This window comes from Xanthobacter sp. YC-JY1, from assembly GCF_021730305.1.
GTDB classification, from domain to species: Bacteria; Pseudomonadota; Alphaproteobacteria; order Rhizobiales; family Xanthobacteraceae; genus Xanthobacter; species Xanthobacter flavus.
Window position 1 is genome coordinate 2,332,437 of sequence record NZ_CP032674.1, and the last position, 22,644, is coordinate 2,355,080.

The following is a 22,644-nucleotide window of genomic DNA, read 5'->3' on the forward strand; positions in this document are numbered from 1 at the left end:
CACAAAGAATATCCTTGGAGGATGGTTAGATGGGTTCGTTGAGCATCTGGCACTGGATCGTAGTGCTGGCCGTGGTGCTCCTCCTGTTCGGTCGCGGCAAGATCTCCGATCTGATGGGCGACGTGGCCAAGGGCATCAAGTCCTTCAAGAAGGGCATGGCCGACGATGACGAGCCGGTGAAGGCTCCTCCGGCCGCCCCCGAGGCGCCGCGCCCGCTTCCGCACCAGACGTCGAGCGCCCCCGAAGCCGAGAAGAAGCCCGTCTGACGGACCTCTGCCCCTGAACACTTGAAGAGGGCGGCGGCACCACCGCCGGACAGACGGGCTCATGTTCGATATCGGCTGGTCCGAGCTGATGCTGATCGGCATTGTCGCGCTGATCGTCATCGGTCCCAAGGAGCTGCCTACGGTGCTGCGCACCGTGGGACGCACCGTCACGAAGCTGCGCCGGATGGCCGGCGAGTTCCAGGGCCAGTTCCAGGAGGCCCTGCGCGAGGCGGACCTTGCCGACATGCGCAAGGAAATCAGCGACGTCACCGAGACCGCCCGCTCCACCCTCGCCACCTCCGACATGTTCGATCCGCTGCGCTCCATCCGCGAGGAGATTCGCTCCACCGTGGAGGGCGCGAATCCGACCCCGCCGGCCGCCGCGCCCGACATCCCCGTCGCGCTGCCTGATCTGCCCCCGCCCGTGGAACTGCCCGATCCCATGGCCGCCATCCGCGCCGAAATCCGCCGCTCGGTGGAGGCCGCCGTGCCCCCCGCGCCGGTTGCGCCGCCTGCCGCAGCCGTTGAGCCGGCTCCCGAGAGCCTGCCCGTCGCCGGCGAGACGAAGAGCGCGTGATGAGCGACCAGGACGAAATCGACGCCTCCAAGGCTCCGCTCATCGAGCATCTGATCGAGCTGCGCTCGCGCCTCATCAAGTCGCTGGTGGCGTTCCTCGTGGCTTTCATCGCCTGCTTCATGCTGGCGAAGCAGATCTACAACATCCTGCTGTGGCCCTATGAGTTTGCCTCCGGCTTCGGCACCGGGGTGAAGCTGATCTACACGGCGCCGCAGGAATTCCTGTTCACCCAGATCAAGCTCGGCATGTTCGGCGCCGCCTTCATCTCCTTCCCGGTGGTGGCGACGCAGGTCTACATGTTCGTGGCGCCGGGGCTCTACAAGCACGAGAAGGCGGCCTTCCGGCCCTATCTCGTCGCCACGCCCATCTGCTTCCTGATTGGCGCGGCCTTCGTCTATTTCGTCGCCATGCCGCTGGCCATGACCTACTTCCTCGGCATGCAGCAGGTGGGCGGCGACGGGAAGGCCGAGATCTCGCTGCTGCCGCGGGTCTCCGAATACCTTTCGCTCATCACGACGCTGATTCTGGCGTTCGGCATCTGCTTCCAGCTTCCCGTCATTCTCACTTTGCTCGGGCAGATCGGCGTGGTGACGCGGGAAATGCTGGTGAAGGCCCGGCGCTATGCCATCGTCGGCGTGTTCGTGCTCGCCGCGGTGCTGACCCCGCCGGATGTCATCAGCCAGCTCTCCCTTGCCCTGCCGACGCTGCTTCTCTACGAGGTGTCCGTCTATCTGGTGGGCGTCGTCGAGAAGCGCCGGCTGGTGGCGGAAGCGGCGCGCAACGCAGCCGACGCCGCGACAGCGGACTGACGGCGGGGCCTTCCCGGATTATTGGAATTTGGGCGCGGGGTGGGTCTTCTCCCGGTCCGTCATGGCCGGGCTTGACCCGGCCATCCACGTGGCGCGGCTGGGCGCGTTTTCCGACCGCTAGCGCTGTCGGCCCGACGTGGATGCCCGGCACAAGGCCGGGCATGACGGTTGTGTTGGGGGGGGCACGCGGCGGCCCATGAGGCGGAGCTTGCCATGCACGACATCAAATGGATCCGGGACGAGCCGGCCGGCCTGATCGACGCCCTCGCGCGGCGCGGCAACCGCTCCGACGAAGCCAAGGCGGCAGCGGAGGCTCTGGTCGCCAAGCTCCTCGACCTCGACACCCGTCGCCGCGAGACTCTGACAAAGCTCGAAACCCTGCTCGCCCGCCGCAACGCCGCCTCCAAGGAGATCGGGCAGGCGAAGGCGAAGAAGGACGAGGCCACAGCTTCGGCCCTTATGGCCGAGGTGGCGAAGCTGAAGGAAGACGTGCCGGCGCTGGAGGCGGAAGCCAAGAGCATCGAGGCCGAGCTGAACGGCGAACTGGCCGCCATCCCCAACGCCCCCCTCGCCGAGGTGCCGGAAGGCGCCGACGAGCACGACAATGTGGAAAAGAGCCGCTTCGGCGCGCCCCGCACCTACAGCTTCCCGCCAAAGCAGCATTTCGAGGTGGGCGAAGGCCTCGGCCAGATGGATTTCGAAACCGCCGCCAAGCTCTCCGGCGCGCGCTTCGTGGTGAACAAGGGCCCGCTGGCGCGGCTGGAGCGGGCGCTGGGGCAGTTCTTCCTCGACGTGCATACGGATGAGCACGGGTACATGGAGGTCAATCCGCCGATCTTGGTGCGGGATGACGCGATGTTCGGGACGGCGCAACTGCCGAAGTTTGAGGAAGATCAGTTTGCCACGTCGCGAGCGCGAACGGACTTTGAACTCAGGGCTCATGCCTTCCTAAATGCTGTCGAAGAATTTAGGTGTAAAAATCCAGAAGTTCAGCTGGATCAGCAGCATCTGTCTGAGTTGCTGGAAATCCAGAAGCGCATAATTGGGACGGTTGAAACAACAGATCGCCTCTGGCTCATCCCCACCGCCGAAGTCCCGCTGACCAATCTCGTGCGCGAGTCCATCCTTTCCGAGGAAGAGCTTCCCATGCGCCTCACCGCCTGCACGCCCTGCTTCCGGGCCGAGGCCGGCGCGGCGGGGCGGGATACGCGGGGGATGATCCGCCAGCACCAGTTCACCAAGGTGGAGCTGGTCTCCATCACCACGCCCGAGAAGTCGGCCGAGGAGCACGAGCGCATGCTCGCCTGCGCCGAGGCGGTGCTGAAGAAGCTGGACCTCGCCTATCGCGTCGTCACGCTCTGCACCGGCGACATGGGCTTCGCCTCGCAGAAGACCTACGACATCGAGGTCTGGCTGCCCGGGCAGAACGCCTATCGCGAAATCTCCTCCTGCTCCGTCTGCGGCGATTTCCAGGCGCGGCGCATGAATGCCCGCTACCGGCCGGCGGAAGGGAAGGGGCCGCGCTACGTCCACACGCTCAACGGCTCGGGTGTGGCGGTCGGCCGCGCCCTCGTCGCGGTGCTGGAGACGTACCAGCAGGAGAACGGCTCCGTCGCGGTGCCCGAGGCGCTGCTGCCCTACATGGGCGGGCTGAAGATGGTCGAGAAGCTGAAGTAGTTGGCTTTCCCCTCTCCCCGCGAAGTCGGCTATTGCCGACTTCGCCCTTAAGTGAGCCGAACGCGGCAACAGCCGTGTTCGGGCGGGAGAGGGTGGATCGCGGCGCAGCCGCGAGACGGGTGAGGGGGCGCCGGCGGTTCACGCACCCGGCGTTGCTTACCCCTCACCCCCGGCCCCTCTCCCGCAAGGGGAGAGGGGAGCAGCGGTTGTGCCGCAACGAGGATTTTGCCATGCGCATTTTGGTCACCAATGACGACGGCATCCACGCGCCGGGCCTCGAATCCTGCGCAGCCATCGCGCGCACCTTCACCGACGACGTGTGGGTGGTGGCCCCCGAGTTCGACCAGTCGGGCGTCGCCCACTCGCTTTCCCTCTCCGATCCGCTGCGGCTGCGGCAGGTGGAGGAGCGCCGCTATGCGGTGAAGGGCACGCCCACCGACTGCGTCATCATGGCCGTGCGGCATCTGCTCATCGACAATCCGCCGGACCTCGTGCTCTCCGGCGTCAACCGCGGGCAGAACATCGCCGAGGACGTGAGCTATTCCGGCACCGTCGCCGGCGCCATCGAGGGCACCATCCTCGGCATCCCCTCCATCGCGCTCTCGCAGGCCTTCGGGATGCGCACGCGCGAGAACCCGAACTTCGTCACCGCCGAGACCCATGCCCCGCGCATCATCAAGATGCTGCTGGACGAGGGCATTCCCCCCGGCATCGTGATGAACGTGAACTTCCCCGACCGCCTCCCGGAGGAGATCACCGGCATCGCCGCCACCGCCCAGGGCAAGCGCGACCAGCGCCTGATGCGCATCGACGAGCGCCGCGACGGCCGCAACAACCCCTATTACTGGATCGCCTTCGAGCGCCGTATCTACGAGACGTCTCCCGGCACGGACCTGCGCGCGCTGGACGAGGGCCGCATCTCGGTCACGCCGCTGCGCCTCGACCAGACCGACGAGCCCTGGATGACCCGCCTCGCGCTGCTGTTCGACGGGAAATAGGCGATGGGGCGCCCTCTCCCCGTGCGGGGGGAGGGGAGATGCCTTCCGCTGCGGCATCTTCGCGAGGTGAGTCCCGCGTCGCCGAAACCGATGCGGTCCGGCGCCGCCCCAGTCTTTTCAACAGCTGCGTGAGCCAAGCGGCCCCGCGTTTGCATTCGACGGGGCGGCCGCTATAGTCCCGCCGCTTCGCCGGACCCCGGCGGAATGCGGATTCCCTTCACAGACGAACGAGGATCGAGATGTTCATCACGCCCGCTTTCGCCCAAGGCGCCACGGGAGCCGGCGGCGGGGCCGACATGCTCATTCAGCTCGCCCCGTTCCTGCTGATCTTTGTGGTCATGTACTTCCTGATCCTGCGTCCGCAGCAGAAGCGGGCCAAGGCGCATCAGGAACTGGTGAACTCCCTGCGTCGCGGCGACGTGGTGGTCACCGGCGGCGGCCTCGTCGGCAAGGTCACCAAGGTGATCGACGAGAACGAGGTCGAGCTGCAGATCGCCGACAACGTCCGCATCCGCCAGATTCGCGCGCAGATCGCCACCGTGCGCGCCAAGGGCGAACCGGCCAAGGACGAGGTCTCGGCCGGTTGATCCGGCCGCATCACGCTTTCTGAAAGACCGCGCGCGATATGCTGCACTTCTCCCGTCTCAAGACCACGGCGATCCTCGTCACCATCGCCATCGGGATGCTGTTCGCGGTGCCCAACGTGCTCTCCCCGGGCATGCTCGACCACCTGCCCTCGTGGCTGGCGTCGAGCCGGGTCACGCTGGGCCTCGACCTGCAGGGCGGCTCGCACATCCTGCTGGAGGTGGACGGGCCGGCGCTGCGCAAGGAGCGCACCGAACAGCTGCGCGACGAAGTGCGCCGCGTGCTGCGCGACCAGAAGATCGGCTATTCCAACCTCGCGCTGCGCGATACCAGCGTGACGCTACGCCTGCGTGACCCCAACGACACGCAGAAGGCCGTCACCGAGCTGAGGAAGCTCGCGGCGCCCGTCACCAACGCCTTGTTCGGCAATTCCTCCGGCGAGATGGACCTCACCGTCTCGTCGGGCTCCGACGGCACCGTCACGCTGCAGCTGACGGACGCCGGCCTCACCGCCAAGATGCGCTCGGCGGTGGACCAGTCCATCGAGATCATCCGCCGCCGTATCGATCAGCTCGGCACGGTGGAGCCCAACATCCAGCGCCAGGGTCTCGACCGCATCCTGGTGCAGGTGCCCGGCCTGCAGGACCCGCAGCGCCTGAAGAACCTGCTCGGCCAGACCGCCAAGCTTTCCTTCCGCATGGTGGACCAGTCCATGTCGCCGCAGCAGGCGCTGGAAGGCCGCGCGCCGCCGGAATCGGAAGTGCTTAAGGGCCAGGACGGCCAGCCCTATCTGGTGGAGAAGCAGGTGCGCGTCTCCGGCGAGGATCTGGTGGATGCCCAGCCGGGCTTCGACCAGAACTCCCGCGAGCCCATCGTCTCCTTCCGCTTCAACAATAACGGCGCCAAGCGCTTCGCCGCCGTCTCGCAGGAATCGGTCGGCCGGCCCTTCGCCATCGTGCTCGACAACCAGGTGATCTCGGCTCCGGTGATCCGCGAGCCGATCCTCGGCGGCGCGGGCCAGATTTCCGGCGCGTTCACCGTCCAGCAGGCCAACGACCTCGCCATCCTGCTGCGCGCCGGCGCCCTGCCGGCCCCGCTGAAGGTGGTGGAGGAGCGCACGGTCGGCCCGAGCCTCGGCGCCGACTCGATCCAGGCGGGCAAGACCGCGGCCTATGTGGCCGGCGGCCTCGTCACCGTGTTCATGCTCGCCGTCTACGGCCTTTTCGGCCTTTTCGCGCTCATCGCACTGGCCGTGCACATCATCCTGATGTTCTCGCTCCAGTCGGTGCTGGGCGCCACGCTGACCCTTCCGGGTATCGCCGGTGTCGTCCTCACCATCGGCATGGCGGTGGATTCCAACGTCGTCATCTTCGAACGCATGCGTGACGAGGCGCGGGAAGGGCGGTCCGCCATCTCGGCCATCGACAAGGGCTTCGTGAACGCTCTGGGCACCATCCTCGACGCCAACATCACCTCTCTCGCCACGGCGGTCATCCTGTTCCTCATGGGTGGGTCGGGTCCGGTGCGCGGCTTTGCCGTCACCTACATCCTCGGCCTTCTGACCACCATGTTCACCGCCTACACCCTGACGCGGCTCATGATCGCCTACTGGGTGAAGTGGCGGCGGCCGGCGAAGCTGCCCATCTGAAGGTGCGCCGCACATGCCTTTGATCGATTACATCCCGGCGCAGACCAACATCCACTTCATGCGCCTGCGGCACTGGACGTTCCCGTTCTCCGCGGTGCTGTCCATCGTCGCCTGCCTGCTGTTCGCCATCCACGGCTTCAACTTGGGCATCGACTTCAAGGGCGGCACGCTCATCGAGGCGCAGACCAGCCAGCAGCAGGCCGACATCGGCGCGCTGCGCGAGCACCTGACCGACCTCGACGTGGGCGACGTGCAGATCCAGGAGTTCGGCTCGCCCCGCGACGTGCTGATCCGCATCGGCGCCTTCGGCACCACGGACGAGGCCCAGCAGGCCATCCTCGCCAAGGTGCAGGGCGTGCTCGGCACCGACTACAGCGTCCGTCGCGTGGAGACGGTCGGCCCGAGCGTGTCCGGCGAACTGGTGCGCCAGTCCATCCTCGCGCTGGTGCTCGGCGCGGTGGCGGTGCTCGGCTATCTGTGGTTCCGCTTCGAGTGGCAGTTCGCGGTGGGCGCCATCGTTACGACGATGCACGACATCTTCGTCACGCTGATGATCTATTCGGCGTTCGGTATCGACTTCGACCTGACGTCCATCGCCGCCATCCTCACGATCATGGGCTATTCGCTCAACGATACGGTGGTTGTGTACGACCGTATCCGCGAGATGCTGCGCCGCTACAAGAAGCTGCCGCTGCCCGAACTGCTCGACATCGCGGTGAACGCGACCTTCTCGCGGACCATCATCGTTTCCACCACGACCTTCTTCGCCACCCTCGCGCTCTATTTCTTCGGCGGCGAGGTGCTGCGCGGCTTCTCGCTGGCGATGACGGTGGGCGTGGTGATCGGCACCTATTCCACCATCTTCGTCGCCGCCCCCATCCTCATCCATCTCGGCCTGCGCGCTTCCACGGTCAGCCTGCCGACGAAGGACGCGGCTGATCCGGAGGTGAAGGAGCTGGACGAGCTGGTGAAGATGGAGGCGAAGGACGCCGCCGCCGCAGTCCCGCCCGAGGCCGCGCCCGCGACCGGCGTGTCGGCCGGTGGCGGTTCGAACAAGGGCGGCAAGGGCAAGAACGGAAAGCCCAACGGCAAGGCTGGTCCCGCCCGCCCGGCCAAGGCCTGAGGCGCGGGTGGTGGCCGCCCCGGACGGCGCGCCCTTCCTGCCGCGGCAGGTCGCCATCGACGGTTATGGGGACACCTTCTTCCACTTTGCCGGCATGTCCCATGCCGGCTCCATCCTCGCGCTGCCCTCGGGCATCCGCGGCTGGCCGCCGCTGCGCATGGTCGAGATCGACGCCGCCTCGCTCGCCCCCGTGGTGGCGGATGCCGCTTCCGTCGAACTCCTCCTCATCGGCACGGGAAAGGACCCGGCGCACCTCAAGGAGCCGCTCAAGCAGATCCTGCGCGAGGCCGGCATTCGTTTCGAGCTGATGCCCACGCCGTCCGCCGCCGCCACCTACAACGTGCTCCTCGCCGAGGGCCGGCGGGTGGGTGCGGCGTTGATCGCGGTCTGAGCCATGGAAAACCCGGCGCTCGACGACAAGGCTCTCGACGAGGCCTATGCCTATTGCGCGGCGCAGGTGCAGGCGCAGGATCGCGATCGCTTCCTCGCCGCCTTGTTCGCCCCGCAGGACAAGCGCAGGCACCTCCTCGCGCTCTACGCCTACAATCTCGATGTCGCCCGCGTGCGGGAGGTGGTGCGCGAGGCGCTGCCCGGCGAGGTGCGCCTCGCCTGGTGGCGGGAGGTGATCGAGGGGGAGGGCAGGGGCGATGTCTCCGGCCACCCGGTGGCCGCCGCGCTGCTCGATACTGTCGCCCGCTTTCGTCTGCCGCGCGCAAGCCTGATCGCCATGGCCGACGCGCGGGTCTTCGACCTGTACGACGATCCCATGCCCACCGTGGGCGATCTTGAGGGCTATGCAGGCGAGACGGCCTCGGCGCTGCTCCAGCTTTCCGCGCTGATCCTGCTACCGGACGTCGGCCGCTCCGGCGACCTTGCGGGGCACGGGGGTGTCGCCATCGCCATGACCGGCCTGATGCGGGCCTTCCCCATCCATGCCGCGCGCGGGCAGTGCTACATCCCGGTCGATGTCCTCACCCGCCATGGCGTGGGGCGGGAGGAGGCAGTGTCGGGCACGGTCACGCCCGGGCTGCTGGCGGCGCTTGCGGAGCTGCGGGAGACGGCGGCCCGTCACCTGTGGGAGGCACGGGAAGCGGCCGGGCAGACCTATGCTGCCACCTCCATCGCCGCGCCGTTCCTGCCGCTGGCGCTGGTTTCCGGCGATCTCAAGGCGCTGGCCAGGGTGAGCGACCCGTTCCGCCAGCCCGCCGGCCTCTCTCCCTTCCGACGCCAGTTCGCCTTGTGGTGGGCGGCCCAGCAGGCGGTGCGTGGACGCATCTGGTTCTGAGAGTGGGCGTGATCCCTCCAGCTGTCATGCCCCGGCTTGTCCGAGGCATCCACTGCACCGTTTGAGCCGTGCCCCGGAAGAAAGATCCCGCCCGGCCGCCGGGTGGATCCCCCGGACAAGCCGGGGGATGACGGTGACGCGGTGGCGGTGAGCCCGGCGAACCGAATCCCCCTCAGCCTTCCCACAGCGGCAGGTCGCCCCGCGCCCAGCCGGCTTTGGTCTCGGCCACATAGTCCGCATAGCGTCCGGCCGCGATGGCGGCGCGGGCGCCGGCCATGAGCTGCTGGTAATAGTGGATGTTGGCCCACGAGATCAGCATGGCCCCCAGCATCTCCTCGCAGCGCACGAGGTGGTGGAGATAGGCGCGCGAATAGTCCCGCAAGGCCGGGCAGTCGCTCTCCTCGTCGAGGGGACGGGGGTCTTCCGCGTGCCGGGCATTCTTCAGGTTGATGCGGCCGAAGCGGGTGAAGGCGAGCGCGTGCCGCCCGGAGCGGGTGGGCATCACGCAGTCGAACATGTCGATGCCGCGCGCGACGCTCTCCAGAAGGTCGTCCGGCGTGCCGACGCCCATGAGATAGCGCGGCTTGGTGGTGGGCAGATGCGGCGCCACCGTCTCGATCATGGCGAGCATGACCTCCTGCGGTTCGCCCACTGCAAGGCCGCCGATGGAATAGCCGGGGAAATCCATGTCCGCGAGCGCGCGGGCCGACTCGACCCGCAACGCCGGCACGGCGCCGCCCTGGACGATGCCGAAGAGCGCGCGGCCCTTGGGCTGCGTCTCGAACGCACGCTTGGAGCGCTCCGCCCAGCGAAGCGACAGGCGCATGGCGCGCTCGGCCTCCTCGTCGGAGCAGGGCAGGCGCACGCACTCGTCGAGCTGCATCTGGATGTCGGCGCCGAGCAGGCCCTGGATCTCCACCGAGCGTTCCGGGCTCATCTCGTGAGTGGCGCCGTCCACATGGGAGCGGAAGGTGACGCCCTGCTCGGTCATCTTGCGCAGGCTGGACAGGCTCATCACCTGGAAGCCGCCGGAATCGGTGAGGATCGGCCCGTCCCAGCGCATGAATTTGTGCAGGCCGCCGAGCTTCGCCACCCGCTCGGCGCCGGGGCGCAGCATGAGATGGTAGGTGTTGCCGAGCACGATATCCGCGCCGGCCGCCTTCACCTGGTCGAAATAGAGCCCCTTCACCGTCGCGACTGTGCCCACCGGCATGAAGGCCGGCGTGCGGATGCGCCCGCGCGGGGTCGAGACGAAGCCGGTGCGGGCGGCGCCGTCAGTGGCGGAGAGGGTGAAGGAGAAGGTGTCGGCAGGCGTGTCGGACGTCATGCGCCGCCTTGTGGCAGAAGCAGGCACGCATCGCCATAGGAATAGAAGCGGTAATTTTCCGCGATCGCATGGGCATAGGCCCGCTTCTGCGGCTCGTGGCCGATGAAGGCCGCCACCAGCATCACCAGCGTCGAGCGCGGCAGGTGGAAGTTGGTGAGCATTCCGTCCACTGCGCGGAAGCGGTAGCCGGGGGTGATGAAGATGTCCGTCTCGCCCACGAAGGGGCGGATCAGGCCGTCCTCTCCCGCCGCGCTCTCGATGAGGCGGGTGGAGGTGGAGCCGATGGTGAAGATGCGCCCGCCCTTCGCCTTCACGGCATTGAGGGCGTCCGCCGTCTCGCGCGTCACCTCGCCCCACTCGGCGTGCATGGTGTGGCCGGAGGTGTCCTCCGCCTTCACCGGCAGGAAGGTGCCGGGGCCGACATGCAGCGTCACCTTGTGCAGGGTCGCGCCGCTGGCGGCCATGCGGGCAAGGAGGTCGGGCGTGAAATGCAGGCTCGCGGTCGGCGCCGCCACCGAGCCGGCGACGCGGGCGAACAGCGTCTGGTAGTCGTCCTTGTCGCGGGCATCCTCGTGGCGGCGGGCGGCGATGTAAGGCGGGATGGGCATGTGGCCCACCGCGGCCACCGCCTCGTCGAGCACGTCTCCGGCGAAGTCAAAGGCGAGGACGATGGAGCCGTCCTCCTCCTTGGCCGCCACTGCCGCATCGAGCGTGCCGAGGAGGCACGCGCCGCCCTCGCCGCCGAAGCGGATACGGTCGCCCACCCGCAAGCGCTTGCCGGGCTTGGCGAAGGCGCGCCAGCGGTCAGGCGCGAGGCGTTTGATGAGCGTCGCCTCCACCGCCACGTCCGAGCCGCCTTCGCGCGAGCGCACGCCTTCCAACGCGGCCGGTATGACGCGGGTGTCGTTCACCACCACTGCATCGCCGGGGCGCAGGAAGTCGGGCAGGTCGCGCACGATGCGGTCTTCCAGCTCTGGCGCGGCACCGGGGCGGACGACGAGCATCCGCGCCGTGTCGCGCGGCTCGGCGGGGCGCAGCGCGATGCGGTCCTCGGGGAGGTGGAAGTCGAAGGCGTCAACGCGCATGGGGCAAGGCAGAGATGGGGAAGGCAGGCATGGGGGAGGGCACGGCTCAGAAGATGGCGACGGCGCCCTGGTAGATGGCCCAACTCATCAGCGCTGTCACCATCAGGCCGAGGATCGTCGCGGCGAAGCCTGCGAGGATGACGAGGCCGTCCCGCTCCACCAGGCCGAGACCGAAGATGCAGACGGCGAATCCCGGCGGCAGATTGCCGAGGAAGGGGATGGGCAGCAGCAGGATGAAGCCCAGCAGCACCACCGTCGCGCCCACGACCCGGCGGGCCGTGGGGCCGGCGAACTTCTCGAAGCGGGGGCGGGAGACGCGCTCGAACCGCTCGATCCACGGCCGCGAGCGGGTGACGATCGATTCCAGCATGGCGCGGGAGAAGGTGCGGCGGGCGATCCACGCCGGCAGCCACAATTCCTGCCGGCCCAGCATCATCTGCAGGCCGATGAGGCCGAGGATGATGCCGCAGACCACCGGGATGCCCGGCGGCATGGGAATGCAGTTGGGGATGCCGAAGATGAGGAAGAGAATGCCGAAAGCGCGGTTTCGCAGGGCATTGACGAGATCGCCGATGGCGATCTGATCCTCTTCCTGCGCCGCGAGCACGGCGGCCAGCAACTCGGAAGTGCGTGGAGTGCGGTGGTCCAAGGCGCCCTCATGACGTGGACGCTTGAGCTACAACGGGAAAACGGCAGCGGGAGGGCACTGGCGCGCAAAAATTCCGCTAGGTCACGCTTGCGCTGGTCCCATCGCGCCGCGCATGCAGCTGCAATTGGAATTGAGCGGACATGCACGCCCCACCCCCGCGGGGACGTGCATGTCCTCACCGCCCCTTCGGAACCATAAAGACCGTTGACCGATACGGAAAGCCCCTGACGTTCCGAGACTGATCCACATCAGTTCAAAAGGAACATTCCGTCCACGGACCGCAACTCGGCGGGCTTGATGAGGCCGGAATGGGCGACACGCACGGAATGGAGCCGCCCCTCGATCTCACGTTGCCAGAATTCCAGAAACTTGTTCAGCTCCGGAAAGCGTGGGCACAGGTCGTATTCCTGCCAGAGGAAGGTCTGGAGCAGGCCGGGATGGTCGGGCATGCGATAGAGGATCTCGGCCGTGGCGAGGCCGTAGCCTTCCATCTGCAGGACGAAGTCACGCGACACCTTGGCAGCCATGGGTCACACCTCCAATCCACGGCCCCGCCGCCAACAGGGCTGGGGAAGACGGGACCGGACAACTTCATTGTCGGCTACACACTTTGCCGACGCCAAGGCTAAAGATTGGTTTCCGTCTGCAAAAACAATGCTCTAGCAGCCGTTCCCGCCGACTGCTGACAGTGCGGCCGACCGCCCGGTGCCCCGGGACGCCGGAGCCCCGGGGCGGGCGGCTCCCGCGCAAATCCCGCGGAATGCGGGCTGCTAGCACTCCGTTCCATCGAGTGCTAAATTTTTTCGGCCGACCCCTTGCGGCTCCAATTTGCGGCCCTTAGATCGCGGTCGGGCCGGGTGGAGGGGTTCCCGGCGCCTTCAAAACAGGCAACCCCGATGGACAACATCGAACCGGAGGTCTCCCTATGGGTTTCCGTCCCCTGCACGACCGCGTGGTCGTCAAGCGCATCGAGGCCGAGCAGAAGTCGGCCGGCGGCATCATCATCCCCGACACCGCCAAGGAGAAGCCGCAGCAGGGCGAAGTCGTCGCGGTCGGTCCCGGCGCCCGTAACGAGAAGGGCGAACTGGTGGCGCTCGACGTCAAGGCCGGCGACATCGTGCTGTTCGGCAAGTGGTCCGGCACCGAAGTGAAGATCGACGGCCAGGATCTCCTCATCATGAAGGAGAGCGACATCCTCGGCGTCATCGAGAATGCGGCCGGCGCCAAAATGGCGGCCTGAACTCAAGCGGCCTGTTTTTCAGTCGCAGGACCGAGGCAGCCCGAGGCGCCCTGTCCCGCGGCATTCGCCATCCCAATTAATCGTCCCAATCTGAAGGAGCATGCCACATGGCTGCCAAGGACGTGAAATTCTCCGTAGACGCGCGCGACAAGGTTCTGCGCGGCGTCGACATCCTCGCCAACGCCGTGAAGGTCACGCTCGGCCCCAAGGGTCGCAACGTGGTCATCGAGAAGAGCTTCGGCGCCCCCCGCATCACCAAGGACGGTGTGTCGGTGGCCAAGGAGATCGAGCTCGAGGACAAGTTCGAGAATCTCGGCGCCCAGCTCGTGCGTGAGGTCGCCTCCAAGACCAACGACCTCGCTGGCGACGGCACCACCACCGCCACCGTGCTGGCCCAGGCCATCGTGAAGGAAGGCGCCAAGGCGGTTGCCGCCGGCATGAACCCGATGGACCTGAAGCGCGGCATCGACGTGGCCGTGGACGCCATCGTGAAGGACCTCGCCGCCAACTCGCGCAAGGTGACCTCCAACGACGAGATCGCTCAGGTCGGCACCATCTCCGCCAACGGCGACGCCGAGGTCGGCAAGTTCCTCGCCGAGGCGATGAAGAAGGTCGGCAACGAGGGTGTCATCACCGTCGAGGAAGCCAAGACCGCCGAGACCGAGCTGGATGTCGTGGAAGGCATGCAGTTCGACCGCGGCTATCTCTCTCCGTACTTCATCACCAATGCGGAGAAGATGCGCGTTGAGTTCGAGGAGCCCTACATCCTCATCAACGAGAAGAAGCTCGCCGGCCTGCAGGAGCTGCTGCCCGTGCTCGAGGCGGTGGTGCAGTCGGCCCGTCCGCTGCTGATCATCGCCGAGGACGTGGAAGGCGAGGCCCTCGCCACCCTCGTGGTGAACAAGCTGCGCGGCGGCCTGAAGGTGGCTGCGGTGAAGGCCCCCGGCTTCGGCGATCGCCGCAAGGCCATGCTGCAGGACATCGCGATCCTGACCGGCGGCACCGTGATCTCCGAGGAAGTCGGCATCAAGCTCGACAGCGTGAACCTCTCCATGCTCGGCCGCGCCAAGAAGGTGGTGATCGAGAAGGAGAACACCACGATCGTCGACGGCGCCGGCGAGAAGGCCGACATCGAGGCGCGCATCGCCCAGATCCGCGCGCAGATCGAGACCACCACCTCCGACTATGACCGCGAGAAGGCCCAGGAGCGCCTCGCCAAGCTCGCCGGCGGCGTTGCCGTGGTGCGCGTGGGCGGCTCGACCGAGGTCGAGGTCAAGGAGAAGAAGGATCGCGTTGACGACGCCCTGCACGCCACCCGCGCCGCGGTGGAAGAAGGCATCGTCCCCGGCGGCGGCGTCGCCCTGCTGCGCTCCATCAAGGTGCTCGACGGCCTGAAGGTCGACAACGCCGACCAGAAGACCGGCATCGAGATCGTCCGCCGCGCCATCCAGGCCCCGGCGCGCCAGATCGTGCAGAATGCCGGCGACGACGGCTCCGTCGTGGTGGGCAAGATCCTCGAGTCCGACGACTACACCTTCGGCTACAACGCCCAGACCGGCGAATATGTGGACATGGTGAAGGCGGGCATCATCGACCCCACCAAGGTCGTGCGCACCGCTTTGCAGGACGCGGCTTCCGTGTCCGGCCTGCTCATCACCACCGAAGCCCTCATCGCCGAGCTGCCGAAGAAGGCCGGCCCGGCCGCCCCGGCCATGCCGGGCGGCGGCATGGACTTCTGAGGCAACACAAGCCTCTGACGCCGCCCGAGATTTTGGGCGGCCCTTGAACGGGAGCGGCCGGGCATTTTGCCCGGCCGTTTTCGTTCTGACGCTGCTGACATGCATTCCCCAGCGTCACGAGGATTCCCCTGCGCAGATTGAAATCGCTCTATGTAACAGGGCTTTGGCCACATTGTTGGCCGGCACGGGTTAGCGTCGGCGATGAATGGGGGTATAAGGGCGTCAGCCAGCAATTCCCGGTTGGAGGGATCGCCAGCCTGTCCGTTTTGACTATTGGTGATGCGCGATGCCTGTTCGCTCGATCTCGCGCACGTCTCCCGGGCGTGCTGTTTTCCGTGGTTCTTTCCTGGCGCCGAAGGGCGCTGCGATCCTTTCCCTCGGGCTTTTTCTGGCCGTGACCTCCGGGCCCGCCGCCGTTTGGGCGCAGCCGGCCGCTCCCGCCGAGACGCACCAGCACGCAGCGCCTGCTGCCGCGACGGCTCCCGCCCCGGCTGCGGCTCCCGCCACGACCGCCCCTTCCGCTGCCGTTCCCTCCGCTGCGGTTCCTGCCGAACCCGTGCCCGCCCCGGCGGCGCCTACGCCGGTCGAGGCAGTGCCCTCCGTGCCGGCGCCCGAGAGCGTGGCCGACGCGCGCTTGCCCCATGACCTGTCCCCCTGGGGCATGTTCATGGCCGCCGACCTGGTGGTGAAGGCGGTGATGCTGGGCCTCGCCTTCGCCTCCGTCCTCACCTGGAGCGTGTGGTTCGCGAAATCCCTCGAACTGCTGTTCGCCCGTCGCGCGGTCTCCCGCACGCTGAAGGCGCTGCGCGGCGCCGTCACCCTGTCCGATGCCGCGGCCGAGATGCCCAAGGCGAACAGCCCGGCCACCGCAACCGTGCGCGCCGCGCTCGCGGAGTGGCATGCCTCCGCTGGCCTTCCGGTGGACGGCATCAAGGAGCGTGTCGCTGTCGCCCTCTCGCGTATCGAGGCCAAGGCTGGCCGGCGCATGACGGCGGGCACCGGCGTGCTCGCCACCATCGGCGCCACGGCTCCTTTCGTGGGCCTGTTCGGTACGGTGTGGGGCATCATGAATGCCTTCATCGGCATCTCGAAGGCGCAGACCACCAACCTCGCGGTGGTCGCCCCCGGCATCGCCGAAGCGCTGCTCGCCACCGCCATCGGCCTCGTGGCGGCCATTCCGGCAGTGGTGATCTACAATGTGTTCGCCCGCGCCATCGCCGCCTACAAGGCCAATCTCGCCGACACGTCCGCCGAGGTGATGCGCCATCTCTCCCGCGACCTCGACCGCGCCGCGGCCGAGGTGGAGACCCCGCGCCTGCGCGCTGCGGAGTGACCCGGGATGGCCGCCAAGCTTGATCATGGCGGGGACGACCTCGCCGAGAATCACGAGATCAACGTCACGCCGTTCATCGACGTGATGTTGGTGCTGCTCATCATCTTCATGGTGGCGGCGCCCCTCGCCACGGTGGACGTGAAGGTGGACCTGCCCGCCTCCAACGCCCAGCCGCAGCCGCGCCCGGACAAGCCGCTGTTCCTTTCCGTCAAGAAGGACCTCACGCTGGCGCTGGGCGATGATCCCGTCTCCCGCACCGGCCTTGGCGCGATGCTGGACGGGCGCACCAATGCCGACCGCCAGCAGCGCGTGTTCGTGCGTGCCGACAAGACGGTGCCCTATGGCGACGTGATGGAGGTGATGAACCTCCTGCGCACCGCCGGCTATCTCAAGGTCGCTCTCGTCGGCCTCGAAGGCGGAGAGCCGGCCCCCGCAGCCCCCGCCGCGCTCCCTGCCGCCGCGCCTGCGCCTGCCGGAGCACCCGGAGCGGCCCGGTGAGTGCGATTCACCATCACCACCACTGGCACGACTTCGACCGCTACCATCTGCGCAACATGATCCTGCGGCTCGCCGCGGGCGTGTTGCTCGTCGTCGGGCTTCATGCCGCCGCGGTCTATGTGGCGCTGAACTGGAACAAGGAAGCGCCGGGCGAGCAGTCGCCGCCCGCCGCCATCATGATCGAGCTGGCGCCCATGGCGGTGAGCCAGCAGTCCCAGGAGGAGGTGGCGCCCGGCCCGCAGATGGTGCAGGCGCCGGAGCCGGTGCCTGACGCCAAGGATGAGCCCGAAGAGACTGAACCGCCGCCGCCGGAGCCCGAGGTTCAGCAGACGGTCGAGAAGTTGCCGGAGACGCCGCCGGCGCCGGCCGAGGCCGAGGTGGTGCTGCCCAAACCCGAGCCGAAGAAGGTGGAGGAGGCGAAGCCACGTCCGAAGGAGCCGGAGAAACCGAAAAAGGAGGCGAAACCCACGCGTCGTCGCTCGGCCCCTGTCACCTCCGCCGCGCCGCGCTCCGACGCTCCGACCGCCCAGACCACCGCCGCGCCCTCGCCGGGCGCCGCGGCCGCGCGCTCGGCTGCGCTGGCGGACTGGAAATCGCGTGCCTTCGCCCACCTCAACCGCTTCAAGCGCCCGCAGGGCTCGAACTTGGGGCGGCCGGGAATCAACATCTCCATCTCGGGGTCGGGCGCCGTCACCGGTGTGTCGCTGGCGAGCTCCTCGGGCAATTCGGTGCTGGACCAGGAGGCGGTGGCCATGGCTCGCCGCGCCTCGCCCTTCCCCGCGCCGCCCGACGGCAAGGGCATGAGCTTCGGCGTGGCCATCAACTTCCGGAACTGAGAGAAAGCGCGGCCCTGCGTCATGGCCGGGACAAAACCGGCCATGACGCAGGGGAGGGGGACGAGGAGCGCGGCACCCCAGTAGGCCTCCTTCGTCCCGGTTCAGCCCGCTCCAGCGAGCCGCCATCCCGGGCCTTTTCCGGGGGACCGAGCCCACACGCCGCACCAGCCGGCTTTGGACTTCACCTTCGCCCTGTGATAAGCGCAGGGTCCGCTCCGGCCGGGCGCCAGCCGCCCTTGCCCGGAGCCTCCACGCCATCACCGGAGACCTGCCATGGCCTCGCAGGACGCGAACCGCTCCTCCGTCACGGAGGAAATGAACCGCTTCTTCACCGCCTCTCTCGCCGAGACCGATCCCGAGATCGCCGGCGCGGTGCAAGCGGAGTTGGGTCGCCAGCGGGACGAGATCGAGCTGATCGCCTCCGAGAACATCGTCTCGCGCGCCGTGCTTGAGGCGCAGGGCTCCGTGCTCACCAACAAGTATGCCGAGGGCTATCCGGGCAAGCGGTACTACGGCGGCTGCCAGTTCGTGGACGTAGCCGAGAATCTCGCCATCGAGCGCGCCAAGAAGCTGTTCGGCTGCGGCTTCGCCAACGTGCAGCCGAATTCGGGCAGCCAGGCGAACCAGGGCGTGTTCTTCGCGCTGCTCCAGCCGGGCGACACCTTCCTTGGCCTCAACCTCGCGGCCGGCGGACACCTGACCCACGGCTCGCCGGTGAACATGTCCGGCAAGTGGTTCAAGCCGGTGCCCTACACCGTGCGCGAGGACGACCAGCGCATCGACTATGAGGCGGTGGCCCAGCTCGCCGACCAGCACAAGCCGAAGCTCATCGTGGCCGGCGGCTCTGCCTATCCGCGCATCATCGACTTCGCCAAGATGCGCGCCATCGCCGATTCCGTCGGCGCGCTGTTGATGGTGGACATGGCGCACTTCGCGGGCCTCGTCGCCGGCGGCGCCCATCCGAGCCCGTTCCCGCACGCCCATGTGGTGACCACCACCACCCACAAGACCTTGCGCGGCCCGCGCGGCGGCATGATCCTCACCAATGACGAGGACATCGCCAAGAAGGTCAATTCGGCCATCTTCCCCGGCATCCAGGGCGGCCCGCTGATGCATGTCATTGCCGCCAAGGCGGTGGCGTTCGGCGAGGCGCTGCGGCCCGAGTTCAAGCTCTATGCGAAGAATGTGGTGGAGAACGCCAAGGCGCTCGCCGAGACCCTGAAGGGCCACGGCTTCGCCATCGTCTCCGGCGGCACCGACACCCACCTCATGCTGGTGGACCTGCGCCCCAAGCGCCTCACCGGCAAGGTCTCCGAGGCTGCCCTCGGCCGCGCCCACATCACCTGCAACAAGAACGGCATCCCGTTCGATCCCGAGAAGCCGTTCGTGACCTCGGGCGTGCGCCTCGGCACGCCGGCGGGCACCACCCGCGGCTTCGGGGTGGCGGAGTTCCAGCAGGTGGGCAACCTCATCGCCGAGGTGCTCGACGTGCTCTCCCAGAAGGGCTCGGACGAGGACAGCCTGGTGGAGGCTGCCGTGCGCGAGAAGGTCTCGACGCTGCTCGCCCGCTTCCCCATCTATCCCTGAGGTTCGATCGACGGGGAAGGCGTGAAGGATGCGGTGCCCCTATTGCGGCGGCCTTGAGACGCAGGTGCGCGATTCCCGGCCGACGGAGGACAACACCGCCATCCGGCGCCGCCGCATCTGCCCGGATTGCGGCGGCCGCTTCACCACGTTCGAGCGGGTGCAGTTGCGCGAGCTGATGGTGCTCAAGCGCTCCGGCCGGCGCGTGCCGTTCGAGCGGGAGAAGCTGGAGAAGTCCGTTAGCGTCGCCCTGCGCAAGCGGCCGGTGGAGAACGAGCGCGTCGAGCGCATGATCAACGGCATCGTGCGCCAGCTGGAAAGCGTCGGCGAGGGCGACATCACCTCCGAGACCATCGGCGAGATGGTCATGGAGGGGCTGAAGCAGATCGACGACGTGGCCTATGTCCGCTTCGCCTCGGTCTATCGCAACTTCCGCGAAGCCAAGGACTTCGAGAACGCCCTCGCCGAGCTCTCTCACGAAGGCGAGCCTCGTTTGGGTGAGCCGCGTTTGGCCGATGCCGAGCCGGCGGTGGAAAAGCCGCGCACCCGCCCGACGACCCCGCGGAGCGGGGAATGAGCGGCCGTCCGGTGCCATCCGCGTCCGTCCTTTCGCCGCGCGAGGACGAGCTGTTCATGGCGGAGGCGCTGAAGGTCGGCCAGACCGGCCTCGGCCGCACCTGGCCCAATCCCTCTGTCGGCGCCGTGGTGGTGCAGCATGTGGATGGCGTTCCGCGCGTCGTCTCCAGCGCCGCCACCGCCGCCACCGGCCGCCCCCATGCCGAGCCGCAGGCGCTCGCCGCCGCCGGTGAGCTGGCGCGCGGATCGACGCTCTATGTCACGCTGGAGCCGTGTTCCCACCACGGCCGCACGCCGCCCTGCGCCGATGCCGTCATCAATGCCGGTGTCGCCCGCGTGGTTGCCGCCATCGAGGATCCCGACCACCGGGTGAAGGGCAGGGGCGTCGCCCGCCTGCGCGCCGCCGGCATCTGGGTCACCGTGGGCGTCGGGGCCGAACAGGCGCTGTTCGACCATGCCGGCCACATCCGCCGCGTCACCGAAGGCCGGCCCCATGTGCTGGTGAAGATGGCGGTCTCCGCCGATGGCAAGGCCGCCCATGCCGGGCCGAAGCCGGCCGTCGTCACCGGCGCCGAGGCACGGGCGCGGGCGCATCTCATGCGCGCCCATACGGACGCGATCCTCGTTGGCCTCGGCACCGTGCTCGCCGACGACCCCATGCTGACCTGCCGGCTGGAAGGCTATGAAAACCGCTCGCCGGTGCGGCTTGTGCTGGATGCCGAGCTGGACATTCCGCTTACCGCAGCGCTGGTGCGCACCGCCTGCGATGTGCCCCTGTGGGTGATCGCCGCCGAGGACGCTCCGGCTCACCGCGCGGCCGCCCTCAACGAGCGCGGCGTCGAAGTGCTGCGTGCGCCGCGTGGTGCGGACGGGCACATCAATATTCCGGCCGTGGTCAAGCTGCTGGGCCTGCTCGGCCTCACCCGCCTGATGGTGGAGGGGGGGCCGACCACCGCCGCCCGCTTCCTGGACGCGGGGGTGGTGGACGAGGTGGCGGTGTTCCGCAGCCCCGTCATTCTGGGGCCGGACGCCTACCCCGCTTTGGCCGGCCGTCCGCTCATCCGGCTGACCCAGCCGGTGGGATTTGCCGAGGTGGAGCGCGCTGAACTCGGCGCCGACCACCTCGTCCGCTTGTGGAGACGCTGAGATGTTCACCGGCATCGTGACCGACATGGGTGACCTCGTGAAGGTCGAGCGCAAGGGCGAGGTGAAGACCCTCACCGTCGCCACCGACTTCAACGCGGCCGGCATCGACATCGGCGCTTCCATCGCCCATGCGGGCGTGTGCCTCACTGTGACTTCGGTGACGGCTGGCGGCCCCCGCGCCACCCTCTTCACTGTGGATGCTGCGCCCGAGACCCTGGCCATCACCACCGTGGCGGGCTGGGACGAAGGCCGGCGCATCAATCTGGAGCGCTCGCTCAAGATGGGTGACGAGCTGGGCGGACATATGGTGTCCGGCCATGTGGACTGCACGGCCAAAGTGGTGTCGCGAGAGGATCTCGGCACCACCACGCGTTTCGTGTTCGAGGTGCCGGAGAAGCTGGCGCGCTTCGTCGCGGCCAAGGGCTCCGTGGCGCTCGACGGCACCTCGCTGACGGTCAACGAGGTGAACGGCAACACCTTCTCCTGCCTGCTCATTCCCCACACGCTGGCCGTCACCACCTGGGGCGGCGTGAAGGCGGGCGATACGGTGAATTTCGAGGCCGACCTGATGGCCCGCTATGCCGCCCGGCTTGCGGAGTTCCCCCGGGCCAGCTAGGCCTTCGGCCCAATTCCGGCGCGGTGCGCCGTCCAGATTTCGGAGAATGCCCATGGTCACGACGCGCAGGGAAACCGCCGTCGAAGCCGACTCCGCGCTTGAGGGCGCGCGTGTCGTCATCGTCGAAGGCCGCTATTACGAGGCACTGGCCGACGAACTGCTCGCCGGCGCCCGCGCCGTGCTGGAGGCCGCCGGCGTCGCGTTCGAGGTCATCACCGTGCCCGGCGCGCTGGAGATTCCCGTCGCCGCCGAGATCGCCATTGCCGCGTCCGAAGAGGGTGGCGAGCCGGTGGATGCGGTGGTCGGTCTTGGCGTCGTCATCCGCGGCGAGACCTTTCATTTCGACATCGTGGCCGGCGAATCCGCGCGCGGGATTATGGAACTGGGCATGGCCCACGCTTTGCCGGTGGGCAACGGCATCCTCACCGTGGATACCGAGGCGCAGGCCTGGGAGCGCGCCCGCGTTTCCGAGGGCAACAAGGGCGGCGGTGCCGCCGAGGCTGCGCTCAGCCTGCTCAGGCTGAAACGCCGGCTGGAAGCGTGACCGTCATGAGCGACCAAGCCAAGAGCCAGGCCGAGAAGACCGCGCCGCAGAAGCCCATGAAGAAGAGCGCGGCCCGCCTCGGCGCGGTGCAGGCGCTCTACCAGATGGATATGGCCGCCACGCCCCTCAACGACGTGCTCGCCGAGTTCGAGAGCCATTGGCTCGGGCAGGAAGTGGAAGGCATCGAGTTTCCCGAAGCCGACCGCCGGCTGTTCCGCTCGGTGGTGGAGGGCGTGCTGAACGCCCAGCGGCAGATCGACCCGCTGGTGGACGGCACCCTCTCCAAGGGCTGGCCGCTGAAGCGGGTGGAGGCGGTGCTGCGCGCCGTGCTGCGCGCCGGCGCCTTCGAGCTGATGGCGAAGGACCCGCCCGCCCGCGTGGTCATCACCGAATATGTGAACGTGGCCGGCGCCTTCCTCGACCGCGACGAGACCGGCATGGTGAATGCCGTGCTCGATGCGCTGGCGCACGAGCTGCGGCCCGACGAATTCAGGGGCGCCTGA

Annotated in this window: 25 protein-coding genes; 21 read left to right on the top strand and 4 right to left on the bottom strand. The window is 68.0% G+C overall.

From position 1 onward, the window contains the following. Positions 1-29: 29 nt before the first annotated feature. The 10 genes from D7006_RS10820 to D7006_RS10865 all read left to right on the top strand — a co-directional run bounded on the left by D7006_RS10820 (position 30) and on the right by D7006_RS10865 (position 8,968). Entirely contained in the window at positions 30-266 is a 237-nt protein-coding gene (locus D7006_RS10820; protein WP_169120823.1) for a twin-arginine translocase TatA/TatE family subunit, read from the top strand. A 61-nt stretch (positions 267-327) separates the two neighbouring features. Then, complete coding sequence (gene tatB / locus D7006_RS10825) at positions 328-843, top strand: Sec-independent protein translocase protein TatB (RefSeq protein ID WP_237356611.1); 516 nt, start codon at positions 328-330, stop codon at positions 841-843. Beyond that, positions 843-1,652, top strand: coding sequence for a twin-arginine translocase subunit TatC (gene tatC, locus D7006_RS10830; protein ID WP_169120819.1), 810 nt, complete (start codon positions 843-845; stop codon positions 1,650-1,652). The genes tatB and tatC overlap by 1 nt, the downstream gene beginning before the upstream one ends. A gap of 213 nt (positions 1,653-1,865) precedes the next feature. Next, the gene (gene serS, locus D7006_RS10835; protein ID WP_237356612.1) at positions 1,866-3,329 is read left to right on the top strand and encodes a serine--tRNA ligase; all 1,464 of its coding nucleotides are present in this window, start codon (positions 1,866-1,868) and stop codon (positions 3,327-3,329) included. A gap of 230 nt (positions 3,330-3,559) precedes the next feature. Then, a complete protein-coding gene (gene surE, locus D7006_RS10840; protein WP_237356613.1) occupies positions 3,560-4,327 on the top strand; it encodes a 5'/3'-nucleotidase SurE in 768 nt (255 codons plus the stop codon). 239 nt (positions 4,328-4,566) lie between these two features. After that, a complete protein-coding gene (gene yajC, locus D7006_RS10845) occupies positions 4,567-4,914 on the top strand; it encodes a preprotein translocase subunit YajC (protein WP_169120813.1) in 348 nt (115 codons plus the stop codon). A gap of 38 nt (positions 4,915-4,952) precedes the next feature. Continuing rightward, positions 4,953-6,560, top strand: a complete 1,608-nt coding sequence (gene secD / locus D7006_RS10850) for a protein translocase subunit SecD (protein ID WP_237356614.1) — start codon at positions 4,953-4,955, stop codon at positions 6,558-6,560. Positions 6,561-6,573: 13 nt separating this feature from the next. Next, on the top strand, positions 6,574-7,683 hold the full coding sequence (gene secF / locus D7006_RS10855) for a protein translocase subunit SecF (RefSeq protein WP_237356615.1): 1,110 nt from the start codon (positions 6,574-6,576) through the stop codon (positions 7,681-7,683). A gap of 10 nt (positions 7,684-7,693) precedes the next feature. After that, a complete protein-coding gene (locus D7006_RS10860; RefSeq protein ID WP_237356616.1) occupies positions 7,694-8,074 on the top strand; it encodes an Mth938-like domain-containing protein in 381 nt (126 codons plus the stop codon). A gap of 3 nt (positions 8,075-8,077) precedes the next feature. Then, positions 8,078-8,968 carry a phytoene/squalene synthase family protein gene (locus tag D7006_RS10865; RefSeq protein WP_237356617.1) on the top strand — a complete coding sequence of 297 codons (891 nt, stop codon included), beginning with the start codon at positions 8,078-8,080 and terminating at the stop codon, positions 8,966-8,968. 172 nt (positions 8,969-9,140) lie between these two features. On the opposite strand, the gene tgt is transcribed toward D7006_RS10865, so the two are convergent. The 4 genes from tgt to D7006_RS10885 form a co-directional block, all read right to left on the bottom strand. Next, a complete protein-coding gene (gene tgt / locus D7006_RS10870; protein WP_237356618.1) occupies positions 9,141-10,295 on the bottom strand; it encodes a tRNA guanosine(34) transglycosylase Tgt in 1,155 nt (384 codons plus the stop codon). Beyond that, a complete protein-coding gene (queA, locus tag D7006_RS10875) occupies positions 10,292-11,380 on the bottom strand; it encodes a tRNA preQ1(34) S-adenosylmethionine ribosyltransferase-isomerase QueA (RefSeq protein WP_237356619.1) in 1,089 nt (362 codons plus the stop codon). The genes tgt and queA overlap by 4 nt, the downstream gene beginning before the upstream one ends. Positions 11,381-11,426: 46 nt before the next feature. Beyond that, positions 11,427-12,029 (bottom strand): exopolysaccharide biosynthesis protein, encoded by a 603-nt coding sequence (locus D7006_RS10880; protein WP_210257534.1) that lies wholly within the window; start codon positions 12,027-12,029, stop codon positions 11,427-11,429. 248 nt (positions 12,030-12,277) lie between these two features. Beyond that, complete coding sequence (locus D7006_RS10885; protein WP_169120799.1) at positions 12,278-12,556, bottom strand: usg protein; 279 nt, start codon at positions 12,554-12,556, stop codon at positions 12,278-12,280. A gap of 398 nt (positions 12,557-12,954) precedes the next feature. Here D7006_RS10885 and groES point away from each other — a divergent pair, with 398 nt between their 5' ends. The 11 genes from groES (at position 12,955) to nusB (ending at position 22,644) form a co-directional block, all read left to right on the top strand. Continuing rightward, positions 12,955-13,269: a co-chaperone GroES gene (gene groES / locus D7006_RS10890; RefSeq protein ID WP_237356620.1), complete on the top strand. Its 315-nt coding sequence runs from the start codon at positions 12,955-12,957 to the stop codon at positions 13,267-13,269. A gap of 107 nt (positions 13,270-13,376) precedes the next feature. Continuing rightward, entirely contained in the window at positions 13,377-15,008 is a 1,632-nt protein-coding gene (groL, locus tag D7006_RS10895; protein ID WP_169120797.1) for a chaperonin GroEL, read from the top strand. Between the two features lie 286 nt (positions 15,009-15,294). Next, positions 15,295-16,341: a tonB-system energizer ExbB gene (gene exbB, locus D7006_RS10900; RefSeq protein WP_237356621.1), complete on the top strand. Its 1,047-nt coding sequence runs from the start codon at positions 15,295-15,297 to the stop codon at positions 16,339-16,341. A 6-nt stretch (positions 16,342-16,347) separates the two neighbouring features. Beyond that, positions 16,348-16,839 carry a TonB system transport protein ExbD gene (gene exbD / locus D7006_RS10905; RefSeq protein ID WP_237356622.1) on the top strand — a complete coding sequence of 164 codons (492 nt, stop codon included), beginning with the start codon at positions 16,348-16,350 and terminating at the stop codon, positions 16,837-16,839. After that, the gene (locus tag D7006_RS10910; protein WP_237356623.1) at positions 16,836-17,675 is read left to right on the top strand and encodes a TonB family protein; all 840 of its coding nucleotides are present in this window, start codon (positions 16,836-16,838) and stop codon (positions 17,673-17,675) included. The genes exbD and D7006_RS10910 overlap by 4 nt, the downstream gene beginning before the upstream one ends. A 273-nt stretch (positions 17,676-17,948) precedes the next feature. Further along, positions 17,949-19,262: a serine hydroxymethyltransferase gene (glyA, locus tag D7006_RS10915; protein ID WP_281408733.1), complete on the top strand. Its 1,314-nt coding sequence runs from the start codon at positions 17,949-17,951 to the stop codon at positions 19,260-19,262. A 28-nt stretch (positions 19,263-19,290) separates the two neighbouring features. Further along, positions 19,291-19,836 carry a transcriptional regulator NrdR gene (gene nrdR, locus D7006_RS10920; protein WP_169120789.1) on the top strand — a complete coding sequence of 182 codons (546 nt, stop codon included), beginning with the start codon at positions 19,291-19,293 and terminating at the stop codon, positions 19,834-19,836. Continuing rightward, the gene (gene ribD, locus D7006_RS10925) at positions 19,833-20,981 is read left to right on the top strand and encodes a bifunctional diaminohydroxyphosphoribosylaminopyrimidine deaminase/5-amino-6-(5-phosphoribosylamino)uracil reductase RibD (protein WP_237356624.1); all 1,149 of its coding nucleotides are present in this window, start codon (positions 19,833-19,835) and stop codon (positions 20,979-20,981) included. The genes nrdR and ribD overlap by 4 nt, the downstream gene beginning before the upstream one ends. A 1-nt stretch (position 20,982) precedes the next feature. Further along, positions 20,983-21,597 carry a riboflavin synthase gene (locus D7006_RS10930; protein ID WP_237356625.1) on the top strand — a complete coding sequence of 205 codons (615 nt, stop codon included), beginning with the start codon at positions 20,983-20,985 and terminating at the stop codon, positions 21,595-21,597. 52 nt (positions 21,598-21,649) lie between these two features. Continuing rightward, the gene (gene ribH, locus D7006_RS10935; protein WP_169120783.1) at positions 21,650-22,141 is read left to right on the top strand and encodes a 6,7-dimethyl-8-ribityllumazine synthase; all 492 of its coding nucleotides are present in this window, start codon (positions 21,650-21,652) and stop codon (positions 22,139-22,141) included. 5 nt (positions 22,142-22,146) lie between these two features. Beyond that, a complete protein-coding gene (nusB, locus tag D7006_RS10940) occupies positions 22,147-22,644 on the top strand; it encodes a transcription antitermination factor NusB (protein ID WP_169120781.1) in 498 nt (165 codons plus the stop codon).